18 protein-coding genes are annotated in these 20,736 nt (G+C 62.2%); 6 read left to right on the top strand and 12 right to left on the bottom strand.

Features of this window, described 5'->3' with window-relative positions; all coding sequences use genetic code 11:
- Positions 1–102: 102 nt before the first annotated feature.
- The 6 genes from HX873_RS00090 to HX873_RS00065 form a co-directional block, all read right to left on the bottom strand.
- Positions 103–1,221: a succinylglutamate desuccinylase/aspartoacylase family protein gene (locus HX873_RS00090; protein ID WP_177122217.1), complete on the bottom strand. Its 1,119-nt coding sequence runs from the start codon at positions 1,219–1,221 to the stop codon at positions 103–105.
- Between the two features lie 207 nt (positions 1,222–1,428).
- On the bottom strand, positions 1,429–2,682 hold the full coding sequence (locus tag HX873_RS00085) for an OprD family porin (protein ID WP_177122216.1): 1,254 nt from the start codon (positions 2,680–2,682) through the stop codon (positions 1,429–1,431).
- A 112-nt stretch (positions 2,683–2,794) separates the two neighbouring features.
- A complete protein-coding gene (locus HX873_RS00080) occupies positions 2,795–4,438 on the bottom strand; it encodes an ABC transporter ATP-binding protein (RefSeq protein WP_177122215.1) in 1,644 nt (547 codons plus the stop codon).
- Complete coding sequence (locus HX873_RS00075) at positions 4,435–5,313, bottom strand: ABC transporter permease (protein WP_177122214.1); 879 nt, start codon at positions 5,311–5,313, stop codon at positions 4,435–4,437. The genes HX873_RS00080 and HX873_RS00075 overlap by 4 nt, the downstream gene beginning before the upstream one ends.
- Positions 5,310–6,251, bottom strand: a complete 942-nt coding sequence (locus HX873_RS00070) for an ABC transporter permease (RefSeq protein WP_003208135.1) — start codon at positions 6,249–6,251, stop codon at positions 5,310–5,312. The genes HX873_RS00075 and HX873_RS00070 overlap by 4 nt, the downstream gene beginning before the upstream one ends.
- A gap of 2 nt (positions 6,252–6,253) precedes the next feature.
- Positions 6,254–7,813 carry an ABC transporter substrate-binding protein gene (locus HX873_RS00065; RefSeq protein WP_177122213.1) on the bottom strand — a complete coding sequence of 520 codons (1,560 nt, stop codon included), beginning with the start codon at positions 7,811–7,813 and terminating at the stop codon, positions 6,254–6,256.
- A gap of 389 nt (positions 7,814–8,202) precedes the next feature.
- Between HX873_RS00065 and HX873_RS00060 the strand changes: the two genes are divergently transcribed.
- Both HX873_RS00060 and HX873_RS00055 read left to right on the top strand, forming a co-directional pair.
- Positions 8,203–9,117, top strand: a complete 915-nt coding sequence (locus tag HX873_RS00060) for a LysR substrate-binding domain-containing protein (protein ID WP_003208132.1) — start codon at positions 8,203–8,205, stop codon at positions 9,115–9,117.
- 25 nt (positions 9,118–9,142) lie between these two features.
- Positions 9,143–10,573 (top strand): serine hydrolase, encoded by a 1,431-nt coding sequence (locus HX873_RS00055; RefSeq protein ID WP_177122212.1) that lies wholly within the window; start codon positions 9,143–9,145, stop codon positions 10,571–10,573.
- Here HX873_RS00055 and nadE read toward each other — a convergent pair.
- From nadE to HX873_RS00040, 3 genes are read right to left on the bottom strand one after another with little or no spacing between them, the layout of a single operon-like run.
- Entirely contained in the window at positions 10,553–11,368 is an 816-nt protein-coding gene (nadE, locus tag HX873_RS00050; protein WP_087694155.1) for an ammonia-dependent NAD(+) synthetase, read from the bottom strand. The genes HX873_RS00055 and nadE overlap by 21 nt on opposite strands.
- Position 11,369: 1 nt before the next feature.
- Positions 11,370–12,596, bottom strand: a complete 1,227-nt coding sequence (pncB, locus tag HX873_RS00045) for a nicotinate phosphoribosyltransferase (protein WP_003208126.1) — start codon at positions 12,594–12,596, stop codon at positions 11,370–11,372.
- 10 nt (positions 12,597–12,606) lie between these two features.
- Positions 12,607–13,254 carry a nicotinamidase gene (locus HX873_RS00040; protein WP_177122211.1) on the bottom strand — a complete coding sequence of 216 codons (648 nt, stop codon included), beginning with the start codon at positions 13,252–13,254 and terminating at the stop codon, positions 12,607–12,609.
- A 147-nt stretch (positions 13,255–13,401) separates the two neighbouring features.
- Between HX873_RS00040 and HX873_RS00035 the strand changes: the two genes are divergently transcribed.
- Positions 13,402–14,109 (top strand): NUDIX hydrolase, encoded by a 708-nt coding sequence (locus tag HX873_RS00035; RefSeq protein ID WP_008437074.1) that lies wholly within the window; start codon positions 13,402–13,404, stop codon positions 14,107–14,109.
- Between the two features lie 163 nt (positions 14,110–14,272).
- Here HX873_RS00035 and HX873_RS00030 read toward each other — a convergent pair whose 3' ends face one another.
- Together HX873_RS00030 and HX873_RS00025 are read right to left on the bottom strand one after the other, a co-directional pair.
- Positions 14,273–15,046, bottom strand: a complete 774-nt coding sequence (locus HX873_RS00030; RefSeq protein WP_177122210.1) for an L-iditol 2-dehydrogenase — start codon at positions 15,044–15,046, stop codon at positions 14,273–14,275.
- A 22-nt stretch (positions 15,047–15,068) separates the two neighbouring features.
- Positions 15,069–16,379, bottom strand: coding sequence for a sugar ABC transporter substrate-binding protein (locus HX873_RS00025; RefSeq protein WP_177122209.1), 1,311 nt, complete (start codon positions 16,377–16,379; stop codon positions 15,069–15,071).
- 214 nt (positions 16,380–16,593) lie between these two features.
- On the opposite strand from HX873_RS00025, the gene HX873_RS00020 reads away from it, so the two are divergent.
- From HX873_RS00020 to HX873_RS00010, 3 genes are all read left to right on the top strand, one after another.
- Positions 16,594–17,544: an AraC family transcriptional regulator gene (locus tag HX873_RS00020; protein WP_177122208.1), complete on the top strand. Its 951-nt coding sequence runs from the start codon at positions 16,594–16,596 to the stop codon at positions 17,542–17,544.
- 155 nt (positions 17,545–17,699) lie between these two features.
- Positions 17,700–18,656, top strand: a complete 957-nt coding sequence (locus HX873_RS00015) for a nucleoside-specific channel-forming protein Tsx (protein ID WP_032899590.1) — start codon at positions 17,700–17,702, stop codon at positions 18,654–18,656.
- Positions 18,657–18,676: 20 nt separating this feature from the next.
- The gene (locus HX873_RS00010; protein ID WP_177122207.1) at positions 18,677–19,714 is read left to right on the top strand and encodes a purine nucleoside permease; all 1,038 of its coding nucleotides are present in this window, start codon (positions 18,677–18,679) and stop codon (positions 19,712–19,714) included.
- Between the two features lie 126 nt (positions 19,715–19,840).
- Here the strand turns inward: HX873_RS00010 and HX873_RS00005 are convergent.
- A partial coding sequence (locus tag HX873_RS00005) for a zinc-binding alcohol dehydrogenase family protein (protein ID WP_177122206.1) occupies positions 19,841–20,736 on the bottom strand: 896 nt, incomplete at its 5' end.

The raw sequence follows: 20,736 nt of genomic DNA, 5'->3' as shown, positions 1-20,736 counted from the left end.
GCTCGCGAATGCGGAGGGTCAGCCAACATCTCCGGCGACTGACCCTCCGCATTCGCGAGCAAGCCCGCTCCCACATTTTGACCGTATTCCATAGCTGGCAAATCAGGCGCTGAGTAGCTTGCCGCTGCGAATCGGCGTGGCACCGGACACCCGGCCCAGCGGGTCGCCCGGCTTCACAAAGCGCACGTCGCGGCGCATGTACAACACGCCGGTGTTGTGGCTGCAAACCGTGGTGGCCTGCCCACTGTGGGGATCAACGATATCGAACAACGCCTGCCCGGCCTCGATGCGACTGCCCACCGCCGCCCGGTGTACCAGCACCCCGGCGCATGGCGCATAAAACTGTTCGCTGCCGGCCAACGGCGTCGCCGGGTTACGCAGGGCCGGCAATGGCCGTGGCGTGCCTTCAACCGCGCCCAGGTGGGTCAGGTAATCAATGATCGCCGTGGCGTCATGTTCTGCCAGTTCATAGGACACATCCCGCTGGCCACGATGCTCGACGGTCACCGCCACGCTGCTGTCCGGAATCGGAAACCGATCGCCAAACCGCTCACGCAGGTTGACCCACAGCAGGTACAGCGCCTCATCGAACGAATTGGCCTGGGAATCGGTGGCCAGCAACGAGGCTTCAGAGCCGATGTAGCGCGCCAGCGGCTCCACGGTCGCCCACACTGCCTCGCCGGTGTACACATGCATCGCCGCTTCGCGGGAGCAGTGCAGGTCCAGCACGATGTCGGCATCGTGGGCCAGCAGCATCAGGGTGCGTTGCAGCGACTGGAATTCGTCCAGCGGCGCCGCGTCCAGCAGACATTCGCCCCAGGCCTGGCGGATCAGTTGGCGGTTGGCGTCGATGTCCTGGCCCAGCAGGTGCTCGATCCTGTCGGCGATTGCCTGGTACGGCACCGGAAAGCCCCGGTTGTAATTACGCCCGCTGCCCAGTTCGAAACGCCCGCTGGGCGCGCCCATGATGTATTGGCTCAGCCCGGTGGGGTTGGCCACGGCCACCAGCACGATTTGCGCATTCAGCCGGTTGGCATTTTCCAGTTCTGCCAGTTGCCGGCGCAGGTGCGCGGCCACCAGCAGCGCCGGGGTTTCGTCGGCATGCAGCGCCGCCTGGATATAGATTTTTCGACTTGCACCCATTGCACCGTAATGCTCACTGTCCACGTGCCTGTGGGTGCCTTGTGTCGCTTGCAGCAAGGGGTGTGATTTAAGTTTCATAAACCGGAAATCTCGATATTCGAGTGATGAACGCTGAAGAAATATTAACGAGCCGGCGTGATCGTCTGTAAGGGCGGCCCACACTATCTTGATCTGGTAATCCGATCAGTGTGGGAGCGGGCTTGCCTGCGATGGCGGTGGGTCAGCCAGCCTATTCCGTGACCGACCCACCGCCATCGCGGGCAAGCCCGCTCCCACAGTGGGTGGTTACCAGAGCGCCAGGGTGTAACCCAGTATCACGCGGTTCTCGTTAACGTCGTTGAAGTAGTTGCCTTTGCTCAGCGCATTGCGCCAGCGCATCGACACGCCCTTGAAGGGCCCGTTCTGCACCACGTAGCCCAGGTCCAGGTCGCGCTCCCACTCGCGGCCTTCGCGGTTGAAGCCGAGCACTTCAGCCGAATCACCCTTGGCGTACTTGATCCCAAACAACAGGCCGGGCAAGCCGAGATCGGCGAAGTTGTAGTCGTAGCGGGCGTGCCAGGCTCGCTCCCTGGTTTGGGTGAAGTTGCTGAACTGGTACTCGGTGAACAGGTAGGTGATGGAGCCGTCCAGATAGGTAAACGGCGTGGTGCCGTATTGCTGCTGGAAGCCGCCGCCGATGCTGTGGCCGCCGTACTGGTAGGTCAGGCGGCTGCTCAAGGCGCTGTTGTCGACCTTGCCCGCCAGGCCCGCGCCGTCCTTGTCCGACTTGAAGTAGCGCACGTCGGTTTTCAGCGTGCCCGGCCCCAGGCCGAAGTTGTTCTTGAAGCCCACGTATTGCTGCTGGTAGATGCTGTCCAGCGCCGCGAAGTGGTAGCTGAGCAAGGTGTTTGGGGTCAGCGAGTAGTCGCCACCGGCAAAGCGGAACTGGTCGCTCAGGGCGGTGCTCTTGTAGACCTTGCTCACCGTGGTCAGCTTCATGTCTTCGTAGTTGGTGGAGTCACGGTCCTTGGCCTGGTCGATCTGCCCGAGGGTGATTTTCAGGTTGCTGATGTCGTTGGACACCAGCTGGGTGCCGCTGAAGGACTGCGGAAACAGACGGCTGGTGTTGGGTTGCAGGATCGGAAGGTCCGGCACCAGGTAGCCCACACGCAGCTCGCTTTTGGCGAAGCGGGCCTTGGCGGTCACCCCAAGCTTGGAGTACTCGTCGGAGACATTCTTGTCGCTGTCACGCTGCAGCAAACCGGTGCCGGACAGCCCCGGGCTGGAGTCGAGTTTCACCCCCAGCATGCCGGTCAGGTCCAGGCCGAAGCCCACGGTGCCTTCGGTGAAACCGGACTTGATACCGAGGATAAAACCTTGGGCCCACTCGGCGCGCATCGACTGGGAAGCGGCCTCGCGGTAGTCACGGTTGAAGTAGTAGTTCTTCAAGTCCAGCGTACCGCTGCTGTCCTTGATGAAGTCTGCATGGGCCAGTGACGGGACCAGCCCGCTGCTGACAACGCCGACGCTGGTGATGAGTTGAGTCAGGGATTTTTTCATTTTTTTAGCTCCTGGCAGTGGGGTGGGGGTTGGTGTTTTTATTGTTCTTCGGGCATGGCTTCGCCGTTCGCGCAAATCGGCGATTTGCGCGGCGGGTGACGTCAGTCCTGGGTTACAGCGCTAGCGGTACGGGGCCCTGGCGGATGCGGTAGCCACCGTTTTCAAGTTTCTCCAAGGGGCTGGCGGCGGCCAGCAGCTTGCGGGTATAGGGGTGCTGCGGGCGGTCGAAGATCTCGTCGCGGGCACCCATTTCCACCACCCTGCCCTCGCTCATCACCGCCACCCGGTGGGCGATGCGTTCCACCGCCGCCAGGTCGTGGGAGATGAACAGGCAGGCAAAACCGTACTGCGCCTGCAGGCGTTCGAACAGCTCGAGGATCTGCTTCTGGATGGTCATGTCCAACGCCGAGATCGGCTCATCGGCAATCACCAGTCGCGGGTGCCGCACCAGCGCCCGGCCAATGGCCACCCGTTGACGCTGGCCACCGGACAACTGGTGCGGGAAGCGGTCGACAAACTGTTCCGCCAGGCCGATGTCCACCAGGGTTTTCGCCACCCGCTCACGACGCTGAGCGGGCGTCAGGCCGGGCACATGGCGCAGGGGTTCGGCGAGGATGTCGCCAATCTTCATGCGCGGGTCGAGGGACGAATACGGGTCTTGGAAAATCATCTGGCATTGCAGGCGATGGTCACGGTTGCCAGCCTTGAGAATGTCCACGCCCTCAAACTCGATGGCACCGGAACACGGGCTGTTCAGGCCGACAATCGCCCGGCCGAGGGTGGTCTTGCCCGAGCCGCTGCCGCCCACCAGCGCCAGGGTTTCCCCCGGGGCGATGGACAGGTTGGCCGCATGCACCACCCGCTTGAACTGACTGCGGCCCCACAGGCTGCGCGGCCCCGGGTGCTCGATGCACACGTCCTTGACCGTCAGCAACGGCCGGTCCGCCTTGGGCAGGGCTGCCAGGGTGCCGCGCCGCGGCAGGGCCTCAAGCAGTTGCCGGGTGTACTCGGCCTTGGGCGCCAGCAGGATCTGCTCGATGGTGCCCTGCTCCACCGCGCGGCCTTCGCGCATCACCACCACTTTGTCGGCGTAGCGCGCCACCAGCGACAGGTCGTGGCTGATAAACAGGATCGCCGTGCCCTGCTCGCGCGTAAGGTCGAGCATCAGTTTCAACACGTCCAGTTGCGCCAGGCAATCCAGGGCCGTGGTGGGCTCGTCGGCAATCAGCAAGGCCGGGCGCAGCAGCATCACCGAGGCGAGCATGATGCGCTGGCGCATGCCGCCGGAGAACTCGTGGGGAAACGCCGCCAGGCAACGCTCGGCGTCCTTGATGCCGATATGCCCGAGCATCTCCAGGCTGCGCTCGCGGATCTGCGCATCGCTCAGCCTGGTGTGCAGGCGCAGGCCCTCGGCCATTTGCTCGCCGATGCTCATGGACGGGTTGAGGGACACCATGGGTTCCTGGAACACCATGCCGATCTTCGCCCCGCGCAACTGGCGCAGTTGCTCAGGCGCAAGGCTGCCCAGGTCATGGCCCTGGAAACGCACCTGGCCGCTGCATTGTGCAAGCGGCGGTGGCAACAGGCCGATGGCGGCGCGGGCGGCCATGGTCTTGCCGCTGCCGGACTCGCCCACCAGCGCCACGATTTCGCCGGGGGCGATGGTGAAGCTCAGGTCGTTGACCGCCAGCGGGCCGTTGGCCCCCACGCGGATTTTCAGCTTGTCGACTGCCAGAAGGATGTCAGTCATGGTCATTTACTCATCCGCGGGTCGAGACGATCGCGCAAGGCATCGCCGCACAGGTTGAACGCCAGCAACGCCATGGCGATGCAGACACCGGGAAACAGCCCCAGCCAGCTGGCCGTGGCGATATACGGCCGGCTGGCGGCGAGCATGTTGCCCCAGGTGGCGGCCGGCGGCGGGACGCCCAGGCCGAGGAAACTCAGGGAGCTTTCCGCCAGGATCGCCCAGCCGAACATACTGGTGGCCAGCACGCACACCGGCGCCACGCAGTTCGGCGCGATGTGCCGCAGCATGGTGTACAGCTCGGAGTTACCGATCACCCGCGAGGCTTCGACAAACTCTTTCTCGCGCAACGATAACACCGTGCCGCGCACCACCCGCACCACCGACGGTGTGTAGGCCAGGCTCAAGGCAAACACGATGCCGTACAGGCTCGGGCCGATGATCGCCATCAAGCCCAGGGCCAGCAGGATCCCGGGAAACGCCAGCAACGCATCGTTGACCGTCATCAAGCCCCGGTCGACCCAGCCCCGCAGGAACCCGGCCAGCAGGCCCAATACCGTGCCGGCGGTGATCGCCAGCGTCACCGTCAACACACTCACCCACAGGCTGGTGTGAGCGCCGATCATCAGGCGGCTCAGCACGTCGCGACCGTACTCGTCAGTGCCCAGCCAGTGCGCGGCGGTGGGCGCCTGCAAGCGCGCCAGCAGGTTCAAGGCCAACGGGTCATGGGGCGTCCAGACCAGGCCCAGCAAGGCCATGATCAACAACAAGGCCAGCAGCAGCGCACCGATCAGCGCGTTCAGCGGCGGCACACGCCAGGCCCTGGGGGCACGCGCCGGTGCCGGCAACAGCACCTCGGGTGCGACAGGTAGAGGCTTATTCATAACTTAACCCTGGGGTCGAAGAGCGGGTACAGCAGGTCCACCAACAGGTTGACCAGCACATAAACAAAGGTCACCAGCAGCAGGCAGCCTTGCAGCACGGGGTAGTCCCGGGCGTAGATGGCGTCGACCATCAGCCGGCCGATACCTGGCAGGGTGAACACGGTTTCGAGCACCGCGATGCCGCTGAGCAGGTTGCCGAGGATCAGGCCGATCAGGGTCAGGGTCGGTGCAAACGAGTTGCGCAGCGCATGGCGCCACAACACCGCCCGCTCCGACAAACCCTTGGCACGGGCATGGGTGATGTATTCCAGGCGCAGCACTTCAATTGCACTGGCCCGGGCCATGCGGGTGATCGCGCCGAGTTCCACCAACGTCAGCGTGACAATCGGCAGCACGATAAAACTCAAGGCCTGCCACGGCGATTGGCCGAACGACACGTAACCCACCACCGGCAGCCAGCCGAGCTTGATGCCGAACGCGTAGAGCAACAGCAGGCCCAGCCAGAAACTCGGGATCGACAGCAACAGGGTCGCGGTGGAGACCACGCCAAAGTCCAGGGAACTGTTCTGTTTCCACGCCGAGAGCAAGCCCGCCGGTACCGCAATCAACGCCGCGAGCAACACCGAGACCAGCACGATCCCGGCACTCACCTGGAAGCGGTCAAGGATCAGCGGCAACACCGCTTCATTGGTGGTGATGGAATGCCCGAGGTCGCCGCTGAGCACCGCCTTGAGCCAGATCACAAACTGCAGCGGCAGCGGCTGGTCCAGGCCCAGGGACGCACGGGCGACCTCCAGGCTGTGGGCATCGGCCATGTCGCCGAGCATCAGCAGCGCCGGATCACCGGGCACCAGGCGGATGATCGCGAACACCATCAGCGAGATCAGCAGCAAGGTCGGGATCGACATCGCCAGCCGTTGAAAGATGAAACGCAACATCCTCAGTTACTCCCGGTCGCAGGGACGCTGACGGTCCACAGGCGCGGCTTGGACACCGGCCAGGTGCGCAGGCCTTTGACGTAATCACGGCTGGCGGCGATGGCGTTGCCGTTGTACATCGGGATCATCGGCACGTCCTTGAGCATCTGCTGATGCAGTTGGTCGAACAGCGCCTGGCGCTTGCTGATATCGCCTTCGCGCTGGGCTTCACGCAGCCATTCCTGGGCCTGGGGGTTGTCCCAGACCTTGCGCGCTTCCTTGTCCTTGTCGCCGGTCATCGAGTCGAAACTCAGGGCCGGGTCAAGGCGTTCGGAATACGGGAACGCCATCATCTGGTAGTTGCCGGTCTGGTAGCGCTCCAGCTGGGTGCCCCACTCCAGGGTTTCCAGTTCCAGGTTGATGCCGCTGGCCTTGGCCATGGCTTGCACGAACACGCCCATGTCGAAGATCGCGGCGTAGCGCTTGTTGACGATCAGTTTGATTGGCTGGCCTTTATAGCCAGCTTCCCGCAGCAGTTGGGCGGTCTTGGCCGGGTCGAAATCGAAGCCCTGGTTCTCGATTGCCTGGTGGTAGTGGCTGCCACTGGCGACCATCGAATTGTTGGCCTGGGAACGGCCACCGGTCAGGGCGGCGACGATTTGTGCGGAGTCCAGCGAATGGGCGATGGCCTGGCGCAGGCGCACATCTTTGAGCAAGGGGTCGCGGGTCTGGAACAGCAACGCGTTGACTGACATGGTGCCGCTGGAGGTGACCTTGATGCCGGGGTTGGCAGCCAGTTCGGTGGCGTCCAGCGGCGTGACGTCAATCAGCAGGTCGACGTTCTTCGACAGCAAGGCCGCCTTGGCCGCCGCCGGGTCCGGGATCACCAGCAGGCGCACGCGGTCGAGGGTTGTGTTTTTATTGCCGGTGTAGCCATCCGGCTCTTTCTCGTCCCGCGGGGTGTAGTTGGCGTTGCGCAGCAGGTCGATGTATTGGCCGGGCTTCCACTCGCCCAGGCGGAACGGGCCGGTGCCGATGGGGGCTTTCCACTGGCCGTCGACCACCGAGTCGGGGTGCAGGATGCCGCTGCCACCGCATTCCGGCAGCGCGGTGCTGGTGAGGAACAGGCCGTTGGGCTTGTCCAGGGTAAACACCACGGTGAGTGGGTCCGGGGCGCTCATGTCGACGATTTTCGCGCCGCCATGGCCGTCGAATTCAGGGGCGCAGCGCCATTGGGTTTTCGGGTCGAGGTAGTGTTTCCAGGTCCACAGCACTTCGGAGGAGGTCAGTGGCGCACCGTTCTGGAACTTGACCCCGTTGCGCAGGTGGAAGGTGTAGCGCAGGCCGTCGTCGGACACCTGCACGTCTTTGGCCAGCAGCGGGCCGACGGTGGCATCTTCACGGAAGGCCACCAGTCCTTCGGTAATGTGCAAGATGACGGCGTCGGAATTGGTGTCACGGTTGACGCCTGGCTCGGTGCTGCGAATGTCGGCGTTCAACGCGACTTTCAATAGATTCTCGGCGTGGGCAGTGCCCACCAGCGCGGCGGACAAGGCGCCAGCCAGGAATAAAGTCTTGTTCATGATAAATGCACCTTGAATGATCCTTACGCTTGGGTTCGGACGCTGGCAGGACCCAAAAAGAGGCACGGCCGAACACCTGAATAGTTGTTGTTGTTTTAGTCGCTGATTACGGTTTGCGAATGTTCCTGGACCGATCTTATTCGCCACCCAATCAACTTGAGAAGAACGCTCCGAGTGATCGGGCTCGGTTTATCCGATCATCAACCGTCCGTGGGTTGCCCTGGCGTTACCGTACCGAGAAATCAGGGCCTTGAGCTGGAAAAGATGGGGTTTTCCTGATCAAAAATAATGATCGCGATCATCCAGACCGATCTGTGCTCACCTATAGTCATCAGATAAGCTGGCTGGCATTCAATGGTTTAAATGCAGCACTGAGCGAGCCCACCGTCATGACCCTCACCCATCTTCGCGCGTTCTGCTCCGTGGTTGAAAAAGGCAGCTTCCGCTCGGCCGCACGTCAGTTGGATGTGGCCCAAAGCACATTGACCCAGTCAATCCAGACCCTCGAAAAGGAACTCGGGGTGGTGCTGCTGCAACGCTCCAACCAAGGCATCAACCTGACCCCGGCCGGCGAGGTGTTCCTGGCCCGTGCCCGTTCCATCACTCTCGACTGCGAACGTGCCCTGCTCGACCTGCAACCCTGGAAAGGCGAGCCCGAAGGCCATATCGCCCTGGGCGTCACCTCCGAACCCTTGGCCGAATTGCTGCTGCCGGTACTGAGCAACTTCACCCAGCGCTTCCCGCGCATGCAGGTGCACGTGGCCAGCGGCACCACCAAGGGCCTGGTGGAAAAAGTCCGCGATGGCCGCCTGGATTTCGTCTTGTGCCCGCTGGCGCCCAACGTGGCCGATATCGACCTGGCCATCGACCGCCTCTACAGCTCAAACGCCGGCATCATTGCGCGCAAGGGCCACCCGCAGGCCCACGCAAAATCCGTGCAAGCCCTCACCGACTGCCAGTGGATCAGCGTACGCCCGGCCGGCGTAGTGGGCGGCGCGGAGAACCGCTTGATCGAGCTGTTCCGTACCCAGGGCCTGGCGCCGCCAAAGATTGCGATCACCACTGATTCGTTGCTGGAAACCCTGCACATCGTTTCGGAAACCGATTACCTGACCATCGAACCGCGCATGCTGCCGGGGATGAAGCTGTTTTCCAGCGCCCTGACCACCATCGCCATCGAAGAACCGCTGGCGACCCGTGATGTATGCCTGATCAGCCGCCGTTCATCGCCGCTCACCAGCGTCAGCCAGGAACTGACCAGCATGCTGATTTCCTATTCGCGGCTGGTGCACCGCAGCCGTTGATTTCCCTCCCCCTACGAGCCTGTTTATGCCCATGTCCTACGATGGTTTGTCCCGCGCCAGCGCCAGCAGCGTCGGCGTTGATCCCGAGCACCTGATTGCCTTTCTCGATGAAGTGAAAGCGGCCGGCCTCGACCTGCAAGGCCTGATGCTGCACCGCCACGGCCACGTAGTCGCCGAAGGCTGGAGCTGGCCGGTGGATCCCAACGAGCCACGGGTATTGCACTCCGTGGCCAAGAGCTTCACCGCCTGCGCCATTGGCCTGGCCGTGGATGAAGGCTTGCTGAAACTGGATGACCGGCTGGTGGCGTTCTTTCCGGAGTGTGTGCCGGTGGGTGCCGACCCGCGCCTGGCGGACATGACCGTAGAACACCTGCTGACCATGCGCACCGGCCACGCCGCCAATACCTCGGGTTCAGTGTGGCGGGGTATCGAGACCAGCTGGATTGCCGAGTTCTTCAAGATACCGCTGGCCTATGCACCGGGCACCACCTACGTCTATACGAGTGCGGCCAGCTACATGCTCTCGGCGCTGATCAACAAGGTCACCGGGCAAACCTTGCACGCGTACCTCAAGCCCCGGCTGTTTGTACCGCTGGATATCCATAATGAAAGCTGGGACATCGGCCCCGATGGCGTGAATCCCGGCGGCAATGGCTTGAAGGCGCCGACCTCGGCCATGCTCAAGCTGGGTGTGCTGCATGCACAAGGCGGCGTGTGGCATGGCAAGCAGGTTCTACCGGCGGCCTGGGTTGCAGCGGCCACCCGACCACAAGGCGGGCCGGACAGCCGCTACGGTTATCACTGGATGATGAAACCGGCACACGCCTTCAGCGCTGTCGGGGTGTTTGTGCAGATGGCGATGGTGTTCCGCGAGTACGGTGCAACGCTGGTGGTGATCGGCGGGATGAAGAATTCGGCGGAGCTGACTCCGTTTGTCGAGCGGCATTTTCCGGCGGCGTTTGGCGATGATTGCACGGTCAAACCCGAAGCGGATGCACGGTTGCAGCAACGTCTGGCGAGCATGGCACAGCGGCCTGAGTTGCTTTCAGCGTGTGCAGGGCCGAGAGATTTCACGGGCGTGTATCAGGTAGAGCCCAACGGGCTGGATGTGCAGCAATTGGCGTTCGCCGTCGAAGGCAATGTACTGCGCTTCCAACTGACCGACAGCAAGGCGACTCATGCCCTAGAGGTGGGGATTGATCACTGGATCGCCGGCACCACCAACATGCCGGGCCGGGCGTTGCACCACGGTTATGAGTTCAAGGATGCGCAGATCGTTGCCGGCGCGCGCTGGCTGGATACCGGGACGCTGGAGATGACCTGGATCTACCCGCAAACCGCGTTTCGCGATCGGGTGGTATGCGGGTTTGACGGTGACCGCGTGAGCGTGGCGCGTACGGTCAACGTCAACAGTGCCGGGAAGGAACAGGAAGTCTTAGTCGGGAACCGCCGGTAATGCTCGCTTGTGGGCGGTCTTGAGGTAGGCGCTCTCGACAATCGCCCTCACCCGCTCACTCACTGCCTCGCCCATCAGGTAGCGGTCGATCTCGTCATAGCTGCAGCCATACGCCAACTCATCCGGCTTGCCCGGTGCCAGTTCTTCCAGGTCGGCAGTCGGTGCCTTGGCCACCAACTGCCGTGGCCCGCCAAGGGCGCTGGCCAGCAGGCGCACCTGGGTCTTGGTCAGCCCTGAGAGCGGCGCCAGGTCGCAGGCGCCGTCACCGAACTTGGTGAAAAACCCCATCAGCGCCTCCGCGCCATGGTCGGTGCCCACCACCAGGCCGTTGTGCAGGTTCGCCACGGCGTACTGCGCCATCATCCGCGCCCGGGCCTTGACGTTGCCCTTGATAAAGTCGATGCGTTCAGCGCTGGCTTGCGCGGCAGACAGGCTGCCCATCAGCCCGTCGACGCAGGCGGCAATGTTCAGCGTCTCGATACGGTCCGGTGCGATAAAATCCAGGGAAGCCTGGGCGTCGCGCTCGTCCGCCTGGGTTTTATAGGGCAGGCGCATGGCAATAAACCGCGCCTCGTAGCCTTCGTTGCGCAGTTGTTCCACTGCCAGTTGGCACAGGCGCCCGGCGGTCAGTGAGTCGACACCGCCGCTGATGCCCAGCACCAGCGCATGGCAGCCGGACTGGCGCAAGGTGCCCTTGATGAAGTCGATGCGCCGTTGCAGCTCAGCTCCCTCGCCCCCCTTGCCGAGCAGCCGGTTGATCTTCAGTTCTTGTGCGATACGTGCCTGAGTGTCCATGTCACACCCCCAGTTGCGGATTGACGTTGCCGACGTTGAACACCTGCGCCGCATACTGCAGGAACGAGGCGTCTTCGCAGACGTTCTTGATCGGGTCATCGGAGAATTTCACCACCGGCTCGCCGTGCACCCGCACCAGTTTCATCACGATGCTCAGCGGCTCTACTCCGTCGACATCACAGGCCAGGCTGGTGCCCATGCCAAAGCCGAACTTGGCCTTGCCCCGCACGTGCCGCAGGATCGGCAGGCATTTCTCGAAATTCAGGCCATCGGAGAACATCAGGTCCTTGGTCATCGGGTCGATGCCCAGCTCCTTGTAGCGGGCCAACACCTTGTCGGCCCAGACGATCGGGTCACCGGAGTCCTGGCGCAAACCGTCGTACAGCTTGGCAAAGTACAGGTCGAAATCCTTGAGGAAAAAGTCGGTGCTGATGCAGTCGGTCAGGGCGATACCCAAGCGCCCACGGTATTCGCGCACCCAGTTTTCCAGCGCCGCATTCTGGCTTTCCCGCAGCCGCCCCAGTTGCTGGTGCACCATCAGCCACTGGTGGGCCATGGTGCCGATCAGCGGCAGGTCGAATTCGTAGGCCAGGTGCGCATTGCTGGTGCCGATGAACTGGCCGGGAAAGTCGCGGCGCATGATGTCGACCACTTCACGCTGGGCCTTGAACGACAACCGCCGGCGGGTGGAGAAGTCCGAGACACGCAGGTCGGCCAGTTCGTCGCGGGTGAGGTTTTTCTCCAGCCAGTCGAATTTCTGGTAGAGCTTGCGGGTGACGTCTTCGAGGCTGACGTCGGGGTATTTGTCGCGGTTGCGCAGCTCGCTGACCAGGGCCAATACCGGCTGTTCGAACATGATGCAGTGCAGCATCGGGCCGACCACGCGGACGTTCAGTTGGCCGTCGATTTCACTGACGTGGATATAGCGCAGGTTGAAGCGGAACAGCCCCAGGAAGCGCTCGAAATCCGGGGTCAAGTACTCACGGCGCTGGTTGAACAGAAAGCGCAGCTCGCCTTCGCGCATGCTGAGGCCGGCGAGTTTTTCCAGCTCCACCCGCAGCTCGGGAATCAGGTGCCCCAGTTTCTCTCTGGAGCGGACGATGAACTGGTATTCCACATCGACATTCGGGTGCTGGTGCAACACGGCCTGCATCATGGTGAAGGTGTAGTAGTCGGTGTCCAGCAGGCCCTGGATCACAGCGTTTTCGTAGTCGTATGCACTTTCCATGAGGTACTCCTTAACGCGCGGCCATCGCGGCCAGTTCTTCCCGATTGCGGGTAATTACAACGCCTGCTTGTTGCAAATGGCTGACCGCCTGCACACCGCCCTCCTCGCTGATGCCACGGCATGCCGGCAGGTGCAGGATCACCTCGAAACCGGCCTTGAGCAGTTGCAAGGCGGTGGTCTTGACGCAGTAGTCCAGGGCCAGGCCGCCGACAATCACACGCTGGATGCCCTGGGCATTGAGGTATTCGATGACGCCGGTGGAGAGTTTGTCGTGGAGGTCGTGGTAGCAGGCGCCGTAGGGATGCAGGTCGGGTTCGACGCCCTTCCAGATGAAGTAGTTGTAGTCATAGGGCGTGGGCAATTCGTCCAACAGGGTGAAACCTTCGGTGCCGGGCACACAGTGGGCGACCCAGGTGACATCGGCATGTACCAGCCCGGTGGGTTGCAGCATCTGGCTGTGCTGTTGCACCACCCAGGGCGCGTGCGGGGTATGGGCGTCCTTGCTGCCGACACGGCGCGCGGCGAGGCTGGCCATGTAATTGAGCTCGGCGCCGATCTGGTCACCGCCAGCGACCGGCAATTCGTTGGGGCACAGCGGTGTGAAGCTCTTCTGGGCGTCAACGTCGAATGAGGCGATAGCGTTCTTAGAGACGGTCATGGTCGTGTTCTCCTGTGGCCTGGATATAAAAGTACACGTCATGTACTTTCATGGCAAGAAACATTTTGTTATCTATCCTGGATCAAGTACACGACATACCCGTTTGATCCGTTAGACTGTGCCCCACCGCTGCCAACAGGACCCGACATGCCAGACCACGCCCCAACCCTTAGCGCCTACCTGCACACCGTGGACTTGTGCGTGCTGTTCTATTGCCGTGCATCCGGGGAACTGAAGATATTGCTCAACCAGCGCGACGCCGAGCCCTTCGCCGGGCACTGGGCCTTGCCCGGTGTAGTGGTGAATGGCGGCGTGCAAGATCTGAGCCTGCAGGATGCCGTGGAGCGGTTGCGGGCCAGTGACAAGGTTGGGTTGCCGCTGGCCTGGTATGAGCAAGTGGGGACGGTGGGCGATGCGTTTCGCGATCCGCGCTGCTGGTCGTCGTCGACCTATTACCTGGCGATCGTGGCTGATGAGGTGGAGCTGGGGGGGCATCAAAAGTGGTGCTCTGTTGATGCCGTGGCGACTGGCGGGGTCAAGCTGCCCTTCGATCACAACGCGATTGTGGCAGCGGTACAGGAAAGGCTGTTTTCCAAGTCGCTGTACAGCAGCTTGCCATTGATGTTTTTGGGCAATGAGTTCAGTGCGCCGGAGGCGACTACGATCTTTTCGCTGGTATTGGCGCGGCCGGTGCTGAAGACCAGTATTCGCCAGCGGTTGCTGAAGTTGACCGAGGCCGGTTTTTTGCGGGAGACGGGCCGCAAGAAGCATGGCGAGGGCGGACGGCCGCAGGCGACAGTGGAGAATCTGAAGCCTGGGGCGGTGTACTTCTTTGATCGCAGCTTTGCCGAATAAGACCAAGCCCCCTTTTCAGGACAATGAAGATCAACTGTGGGAGCGGGCTTGCTCGCGAATGCGGAGTGTCAGTCGCCGGCTAGATTGACTGATACAACGCTTTCGCGAGCAAGCCCGCTCCCACAGTTTTTGATCTGCGATGGTTCGAGGAGCTGCGTCCCGCTCAATTCATCCAGTTGCCGCCGTCGACGTTGTAGGTCTGGGCAACCACGTAGTCGGCTTCTTTGGACGCGAGGAAAACCGCCATTCCGGTCAAATCCTCGGCAGTCCCCATCCGCCCAAACGGTACTTCTGCTCCTACGCGCTTTTTCTTCTCGCCCAGCGGCAGCCCTTCGTGCTTGGCAAACATCGCGTCCACCCCGTCCCAATGCTCGCCGTCCACCACTCCCGGCGCGATGGCGTTCACGTTGATGCCCTGCTTGATCAGATTCAGCCCCGCCGATTGCGTGAGGCTGATCACCGCCGCCTTGGTCGCGCAGTACACCGCCACCAGAGGCTCACCCCGGCGCCCGGCCTGGCTGGCCATGTTGATGATCTTGCCGCCATGCCCCTGCTTGATCATCTGCCGGGCCGCCGCCTGCAAGGTGAACAACGTACCGGCGACGTTGATCGAGAACAGCCGGTCGAAGCTCTCGCGGGTGATGTCGGTGATGGGCGCCAGGTCGAACAAGGCGGCGTTGTTGATCAGGATGTCGAGCTTGCCGGCCTGCGCCACCACGGCGACAATCGCGGCATCGATGGACGCCTGGTCGGTGACATCCATCGCCACCGCGTAGGCTTTCGGGCCCAGCTCCGTGGCGGTGGCCCGCGCCCGCTCCAGGTTGATGTCGGCGATGGCGACGGTCGCGCCTTCGTTGATGTAGGCCTGGGCAAACGCCCGGCCAATGCCCCGCGCGCTGCCGGTGACCAGCGCACTTTTACCTTCCAGTCGTTTCATCAATGCAGTGTCCCTGAGGTGATTATTTCGGGTAGCCGGCGCGTTTCATTTCACGCTCGGTGGTGGACTGCGCCTCGGCCAGTGCCTTGTCGACCGTCATGCCGCCGGTGAGCGCTGCCGAAAACAGCTTGCCCACCGAGGTGCCGATGGCCTGGAACTCGGGGATCGTCACGTATTGGATGCCCACGTACGGCACGGGTTTGGCCGACGGGTGCGCGGGGTCGGCGTGTTGCATCATCTGCAAGGTCACCTTGGCGAACGGCGCCGCGGCCAGGTACGCCGCGTTGTAGGTGGACTGGCGCGTGCCCGGCGGTACGTTGGTGATGCCGTCCTTATCCGCTACCAGCTGGATGTATTCCTTGGAGGTGGCCCAGGTGATAAAGGCCTTGGCGGCGTCCTTGTGTTTGGAGGTGGCCGGGATCGCCAGGGACCAGGCGTACAGCCACGACGAACCCTTGTCGGTGACCTCGGTCGGTGCGGCGGCAAAACCCACGCTGTCGGCGACTTTGCTTTGGGTTTTATCGGTGGTGAACGAGCCGGCAACGCTGGCGTCGACCCAGATCGCGCATTTGCCGCTGTTGAACAGCGCCAGGGTTTCGTTGAAACCGTTGCTGGAGACGCCCGGCGGGCCATAGTTTTTCAGGGTGTTGACGTAGAAGTTCGCCGCCGCCGTCCACTCGGGACTGGTCAGCTCGGGTTTCCATTGTTCGTCGAACCAGCGCGCACCAAAGGCGTTGGCCATGGTGCTCAGCAACGCGATGTTTTCACCCCAGCCGGCCTTGCCCCGCAGGCACATGCCGTATTGGTCCTTGGCGGGCTGGTTGAGCTTGGCGGCGAACGTCCCCAGCTGGGTCCAGGTCGGATGCTCGGGCATCGCCAGGCCGGCCTGCTTGAACAGGTCGGTGCGGTAATAGGTGACGGTGCTTTCGCCATAGAACGGCAACGCGTAGAGGGTGTTGTTCACCGACAGGCCCTGGCGTACCGCGGGGAAGATGTCTTCCACGTCGTAGTCGGCGGGCAGCGGCGTGATCGGTTCCAGCCAGTGCTTGGCGCCCCACAACGGGGTTTCGTAGGTGCCGATGGTCAGCACATCGAATTGGCCGCCCTGGGTCGCGATGTCGGTGGTGAGGCGTTGGCGCAGGACGTTTTCTTCGAGCACCACCCAGTTTAGTTTCACCTCGGGGTGCTGCTGTTCGAACACCTTGGACAGGTGCTGCATGCGGATCATGTCACTGTTGTTGACCGTGGCGATGGTCACGGTTTCGGCCGCGTGACTGGCCATCGCCAGAGTGAGGCCGGAGAGCAGGAACAGCGCTTTCGGAAGCTTGAACATGGCGGTTTCCACTTATTGTTTTTGTTGTTGACGGCCCGATTACAGCAGCTTGCCCGGAGCCGAACAAACGAATGGCGGATGCCTGGCTGATACTTTTTTGATCCCGCAGCGAGGATCAAAAAAGTATCAGTGACCGACAAAACCCAGGGTAGCGGCTGCCCGGGCAAAGGGCGTATTTTGGTCCCATTCCAAAAAGCCCAGAAGGGCCAAGCCCATGCCTGCAAGCCGATCCGCCCTTTTCGAGCAGCGCCCCGCCGAGCTGGAAGTGATTCTGGCCGAGCCCGAGCATGGCTTTCGCTGGTACGAACATGACTATCCGTTCGAGCTCGCCCGCTGGAACCATCACCCCGAATTTGAAATCCACCTGATCCGCCAGGGCAGCGGCAAGCTCGTGGCGGGCGACTATATCGGTGCGTTTGGCGCCGGCCATGTCGCACTGATCGGCCCCGACCTGCCCCACGACTGGATCGGCGACCTGGCCCCCGGCGAGTACCTGACGGGGCGCGATGTGGTGTTGCAGTTCGACGGCGCCGCATTGCTGGCCCTGCGCACCACGCTGCCTGAGCTGGGCGACCTGCAAGGCCTGTTTGACCGGGCCCGGCGCGGCCTGGAATTCACCGGCGAGACGGCACTGAAGGCCGCGCACCTGCTGGAGTCCATCGGCCCCGCCGAGGGCCTGGCGCGCCTGATTCTGTTCATCCAGTTACTGCATACCTTGGGGCAGGCCCCCTCCGGGGAAGCCCATTGCCTGGCCAGTGCCTGCTACACGCCAAGCCTGGATGCCCGCAGCTCGGAGCGTATCCACAAGGCCTTCGAATACCTGATGACGGAATTGACCGGCGACCTGCGGCTGTCGGTGATCGCCCAACGGCTGGACATGAGCGAACCGGGCTTCTCGCGTTTTTTCAAGCGCGTCACCGGCCACGGCTTTATCGACCTGATGCGCAAGTTCCGGGTGCAGCGCGCCTGCCGCCTGTTGCTGCAAAGCGAGATGTCAGTGGCCGATATCTGTTTTGAAGTGGGTTACGCCAACCTCTCCAACTTCAACCGGCACTTTCGCATCGAGATGAACCAGACGCCCAGCGAATATCGCCGGGAAACCGCGATGTACCTGTTCAACCGCAATGGTGATCAGGTGCTGCCGTTTACCAAGGCGCATTTCTGACCAAAAGGCCGACTATTTCCCACTTTTCTCAATTCCTTCATGCAATTGACACAAATTGGTACAACCTGTGCAAACGTTTGCGGAACGAACTTGGCAACCAGGTTCACCTCAACCCGAAGAATCGGGCCCCAACCGCGTACGAACAGGGATTTTCAATGCAACCCACTTCCAGACGATCCGCGTCGGCTACCCCTTTTGCTGTTTCCCTGCTACTGGCTGCCGTTACGGGAGTACTCAGCGGACCCATTTTGGCGCAGGAAAAACCCACCGATGACTCAGCACAGGGCGAAGCCCTGGCCCCGGAAGCCAGCCCGTCGAAAAAAGGCGTGTACCTGTCGGACTGGTTCAACCAGGACCTGACGGTGATCGGCAGCAAAGACATCAGCTTCGGCCCCAAACCCGCCGATGACGTGTACCTGGAGTACGAATACTTCGGCCGCAAGGGCCCGTTCGAACTGTATGGCTACGTCGACATCCCGAAGATCTTCGGGATCGGCAACAGCAATGACAAAGGCGCGTGGGACCACGGCTCGCCGGTGTTCATGGAGCACGAACCGCGCATCTCCATCGACTACCTGGCCGGTCGCAGCCTGGCCATCGGCCCGTTCAAGGAATGGTATGTGGCGTTCGACTGGATCTACGACCACGGCAGCAACAAGGACAACCGTGCCAACACCTTGTACAGCGGCCTGGGCACCGACATCGAGACCCACTCGCGGGTCAACCTGTCGGCCAACTTCTATGGCCGTTACCAGTGGGAAAACTACGGCGCCAGCAACGAATACTCATGGGACGGCTACCGTGCACAGATGAAATACATCGTGCCCATCGGCAGCTTCGACAATGGTGCGTCGCTGACCTATATCGGCTTCACCAACTACGATTTCGGCTCGGATCTACACAAAGACAACCCCGCGCGCACCGCCAACTCCCTGGTTGCAACAAACGTGCTGTTGTATTCGTTCACTCACCTGCGTTTCACCCTGGTAGGCCGTTACTTCCACAACGGCGGCAACTGGGAAGACGGCAGCGAGCTGAACTTTGGCGACGGTAATTTCCGCGCCCGCTCCAACGGCTGGGGTTACTACGCCGGTGTGGGCTATCAATTCTGAGTGTGAACAAGGAGCAGTAGATGAAGACCTTTACCCGCCTTTCAATCGCCATCGGCCTGGCCGCCGGGGCGCTGTTGCCGCATGTCGTGCTGGCTGATGCCCCGGCCCCGATCAAGCCCAAGGTGATGCTGATCACCATGTTCGCCCCCGAAGCGCAGAACTGGATCGAGCGCCTGGAACTCAAGCAGGAAGTTCGCGTGCCAGGCTTGTCGGCCGAGTATCCAGTGATCCGCTGCAACACCCAGGACGTGTGCCTGCTGGTGACCGGCATGGGCCAGACCAACGCTGCCGCCTCGACCCTGGCGCTGGCGTTGTCGCCCAAGTTCGACCTGCGCCAGAGCTACTTCCTGATCGCCGGGATCGCCGGGATCAACCCGCACCATGGCACCATCGGCACCGCCGCGTGGGCCCATTACCTGGTGGAATTCGGAACCCAATGGGAACTGGATTCACGGGACGCGCCGAAGGACTGGCCGACCGGCTATATCGGCATCAATACCAAGGGGCCGAACGAGAAGCCGCCGCTGGACTACAAGACCGAAGTGTTCGAGCTCAATCCCAAGCTGCAAGCCAAGGCGTTTGCGCTGTCGCAAAAAGTCGAGCTCAGTGAAAGCAAGGAGTCCACGGCCTGGCGCAAACACTATCCGTACGCGCCGGCCAATCAGCCGCCGCAGGTCACCCAGTGCGACACCCTGGCGGGCAATACCTGGTTCTCCGGGACGCGCCTGAGTGAGCGCGCCGAGGTCTGGACCAAATTGCTGACGGACAATAAAGGCGTGTACTGCACCACCCAGCAGGAAGACAACTCCACCTATGAAGCGTTGCTGCGGGCCAGCCGTGAAGGGTTGGTGGATATCAATCGCCTGGCGGTGGTGCGGGCCGGTTCCGACTTTGATCGGCCGTACCCGGGCTACAGCGAAGTGGACAACCTGCTGAAGTATGCGGACCAGGGCGGATTTGTGCCGGCGCTGGAGAACCTGTATCGCACCGGTAATCCGCTGGTGCAGGCAATTCTGAAGAACTGGTCGGCGTGGGAAAAAGGCGTTCCCGAAGCCTGAATAAAGATCAAATGTGGGAGCGGGCTTGCTCGCGAAAGCGGTGGATCAGTGCCGAATGTATTGGCTGACACACCGTATTCGCGAGCAAGCCCGTTCCCACACAAGCCCGCGCCCACAATAAGCGGGTCAGGGCAGGAAGATAATCTTGTCGGCACTGCCCTGGTTCACTTGCTCAAAGCACTTCACACCGTCGGCCAGCGACACTTCTCGCAAACCGGTCGGCAGCGGCAACAAGTCCTCATCGAAGAACCGCCCGAACTGCTCCAGCATCACGGCGCATTGCTCGCAGTTGTAGAGCAGCGAATTGATCCCCACCACCGAACCACCCTTGCGGTACAACGCCAGGGCCGGCAATTGCACGTGCCCGTCAACCGGCGCGGCGATGATTGCGATACGGCCAAAAGGTGCGAGTGCCGCCACCGCTGCCGGCAACCAGAAGCCGGTGGTGTCAAAGATCACATCGGCGCCCGTACCGAACAGCGCATTAACCTGCCCTCCCAGCGCTTCCGGCTGGCCCAGTAACAAGCCCTCGAAACCCTGCTCGCGCAAGGCCTCGACCTGTTCCGGCCGACGCACGGCCCCGAGCACCTGAGCCCCACGAATCTTCGCCAGGGCCAACGCCGCGCTGCCTACCGCTCCATTGGCACCAATCACCAATAAGCGAGTACCTTTGCCGACACCGCTGCGCTCAAGGGCATCCCACGCCGTGGTGTACGGTACGCCGAGACTGGCGGCCTGGGCAAAGCTCAGATGGCTGGGCTTGTGCGCCACGCCCTTGGCCGACACGGTGAGGTACTGGGCGTGGGAACCGTCAGCGAAAAAACCCAGGTCGCGACCGGTGCCCCAGACTTCCTGGCCAACGAGTTCCTGCGGACCTTGCACCACCACCCCGGCAAAATCACGGCCGGGAATGCGTGGCAACGTGGTGTAGGGGAAACGCCCGAGCACGTTCTTCACGTCGCTGGGGTTCAGCCCGGCAGCCTTGATCTGCACCAGGACTTCACCGGCCGCCGGCGCCGGCG

The sequence above is a fragment of the Pseudomonas sp. P7758 genome, from assembly GCF_013386485.1.
Lineage (GTDB): Bacteria > Pseudomonadota > Gammaproteobacteria > Pseudomonadales > Pseudomonadaceae > Aquipseudomonas.
This window is presented reverse-complemented; position numbering and strand designations above follow the sequence as displayed.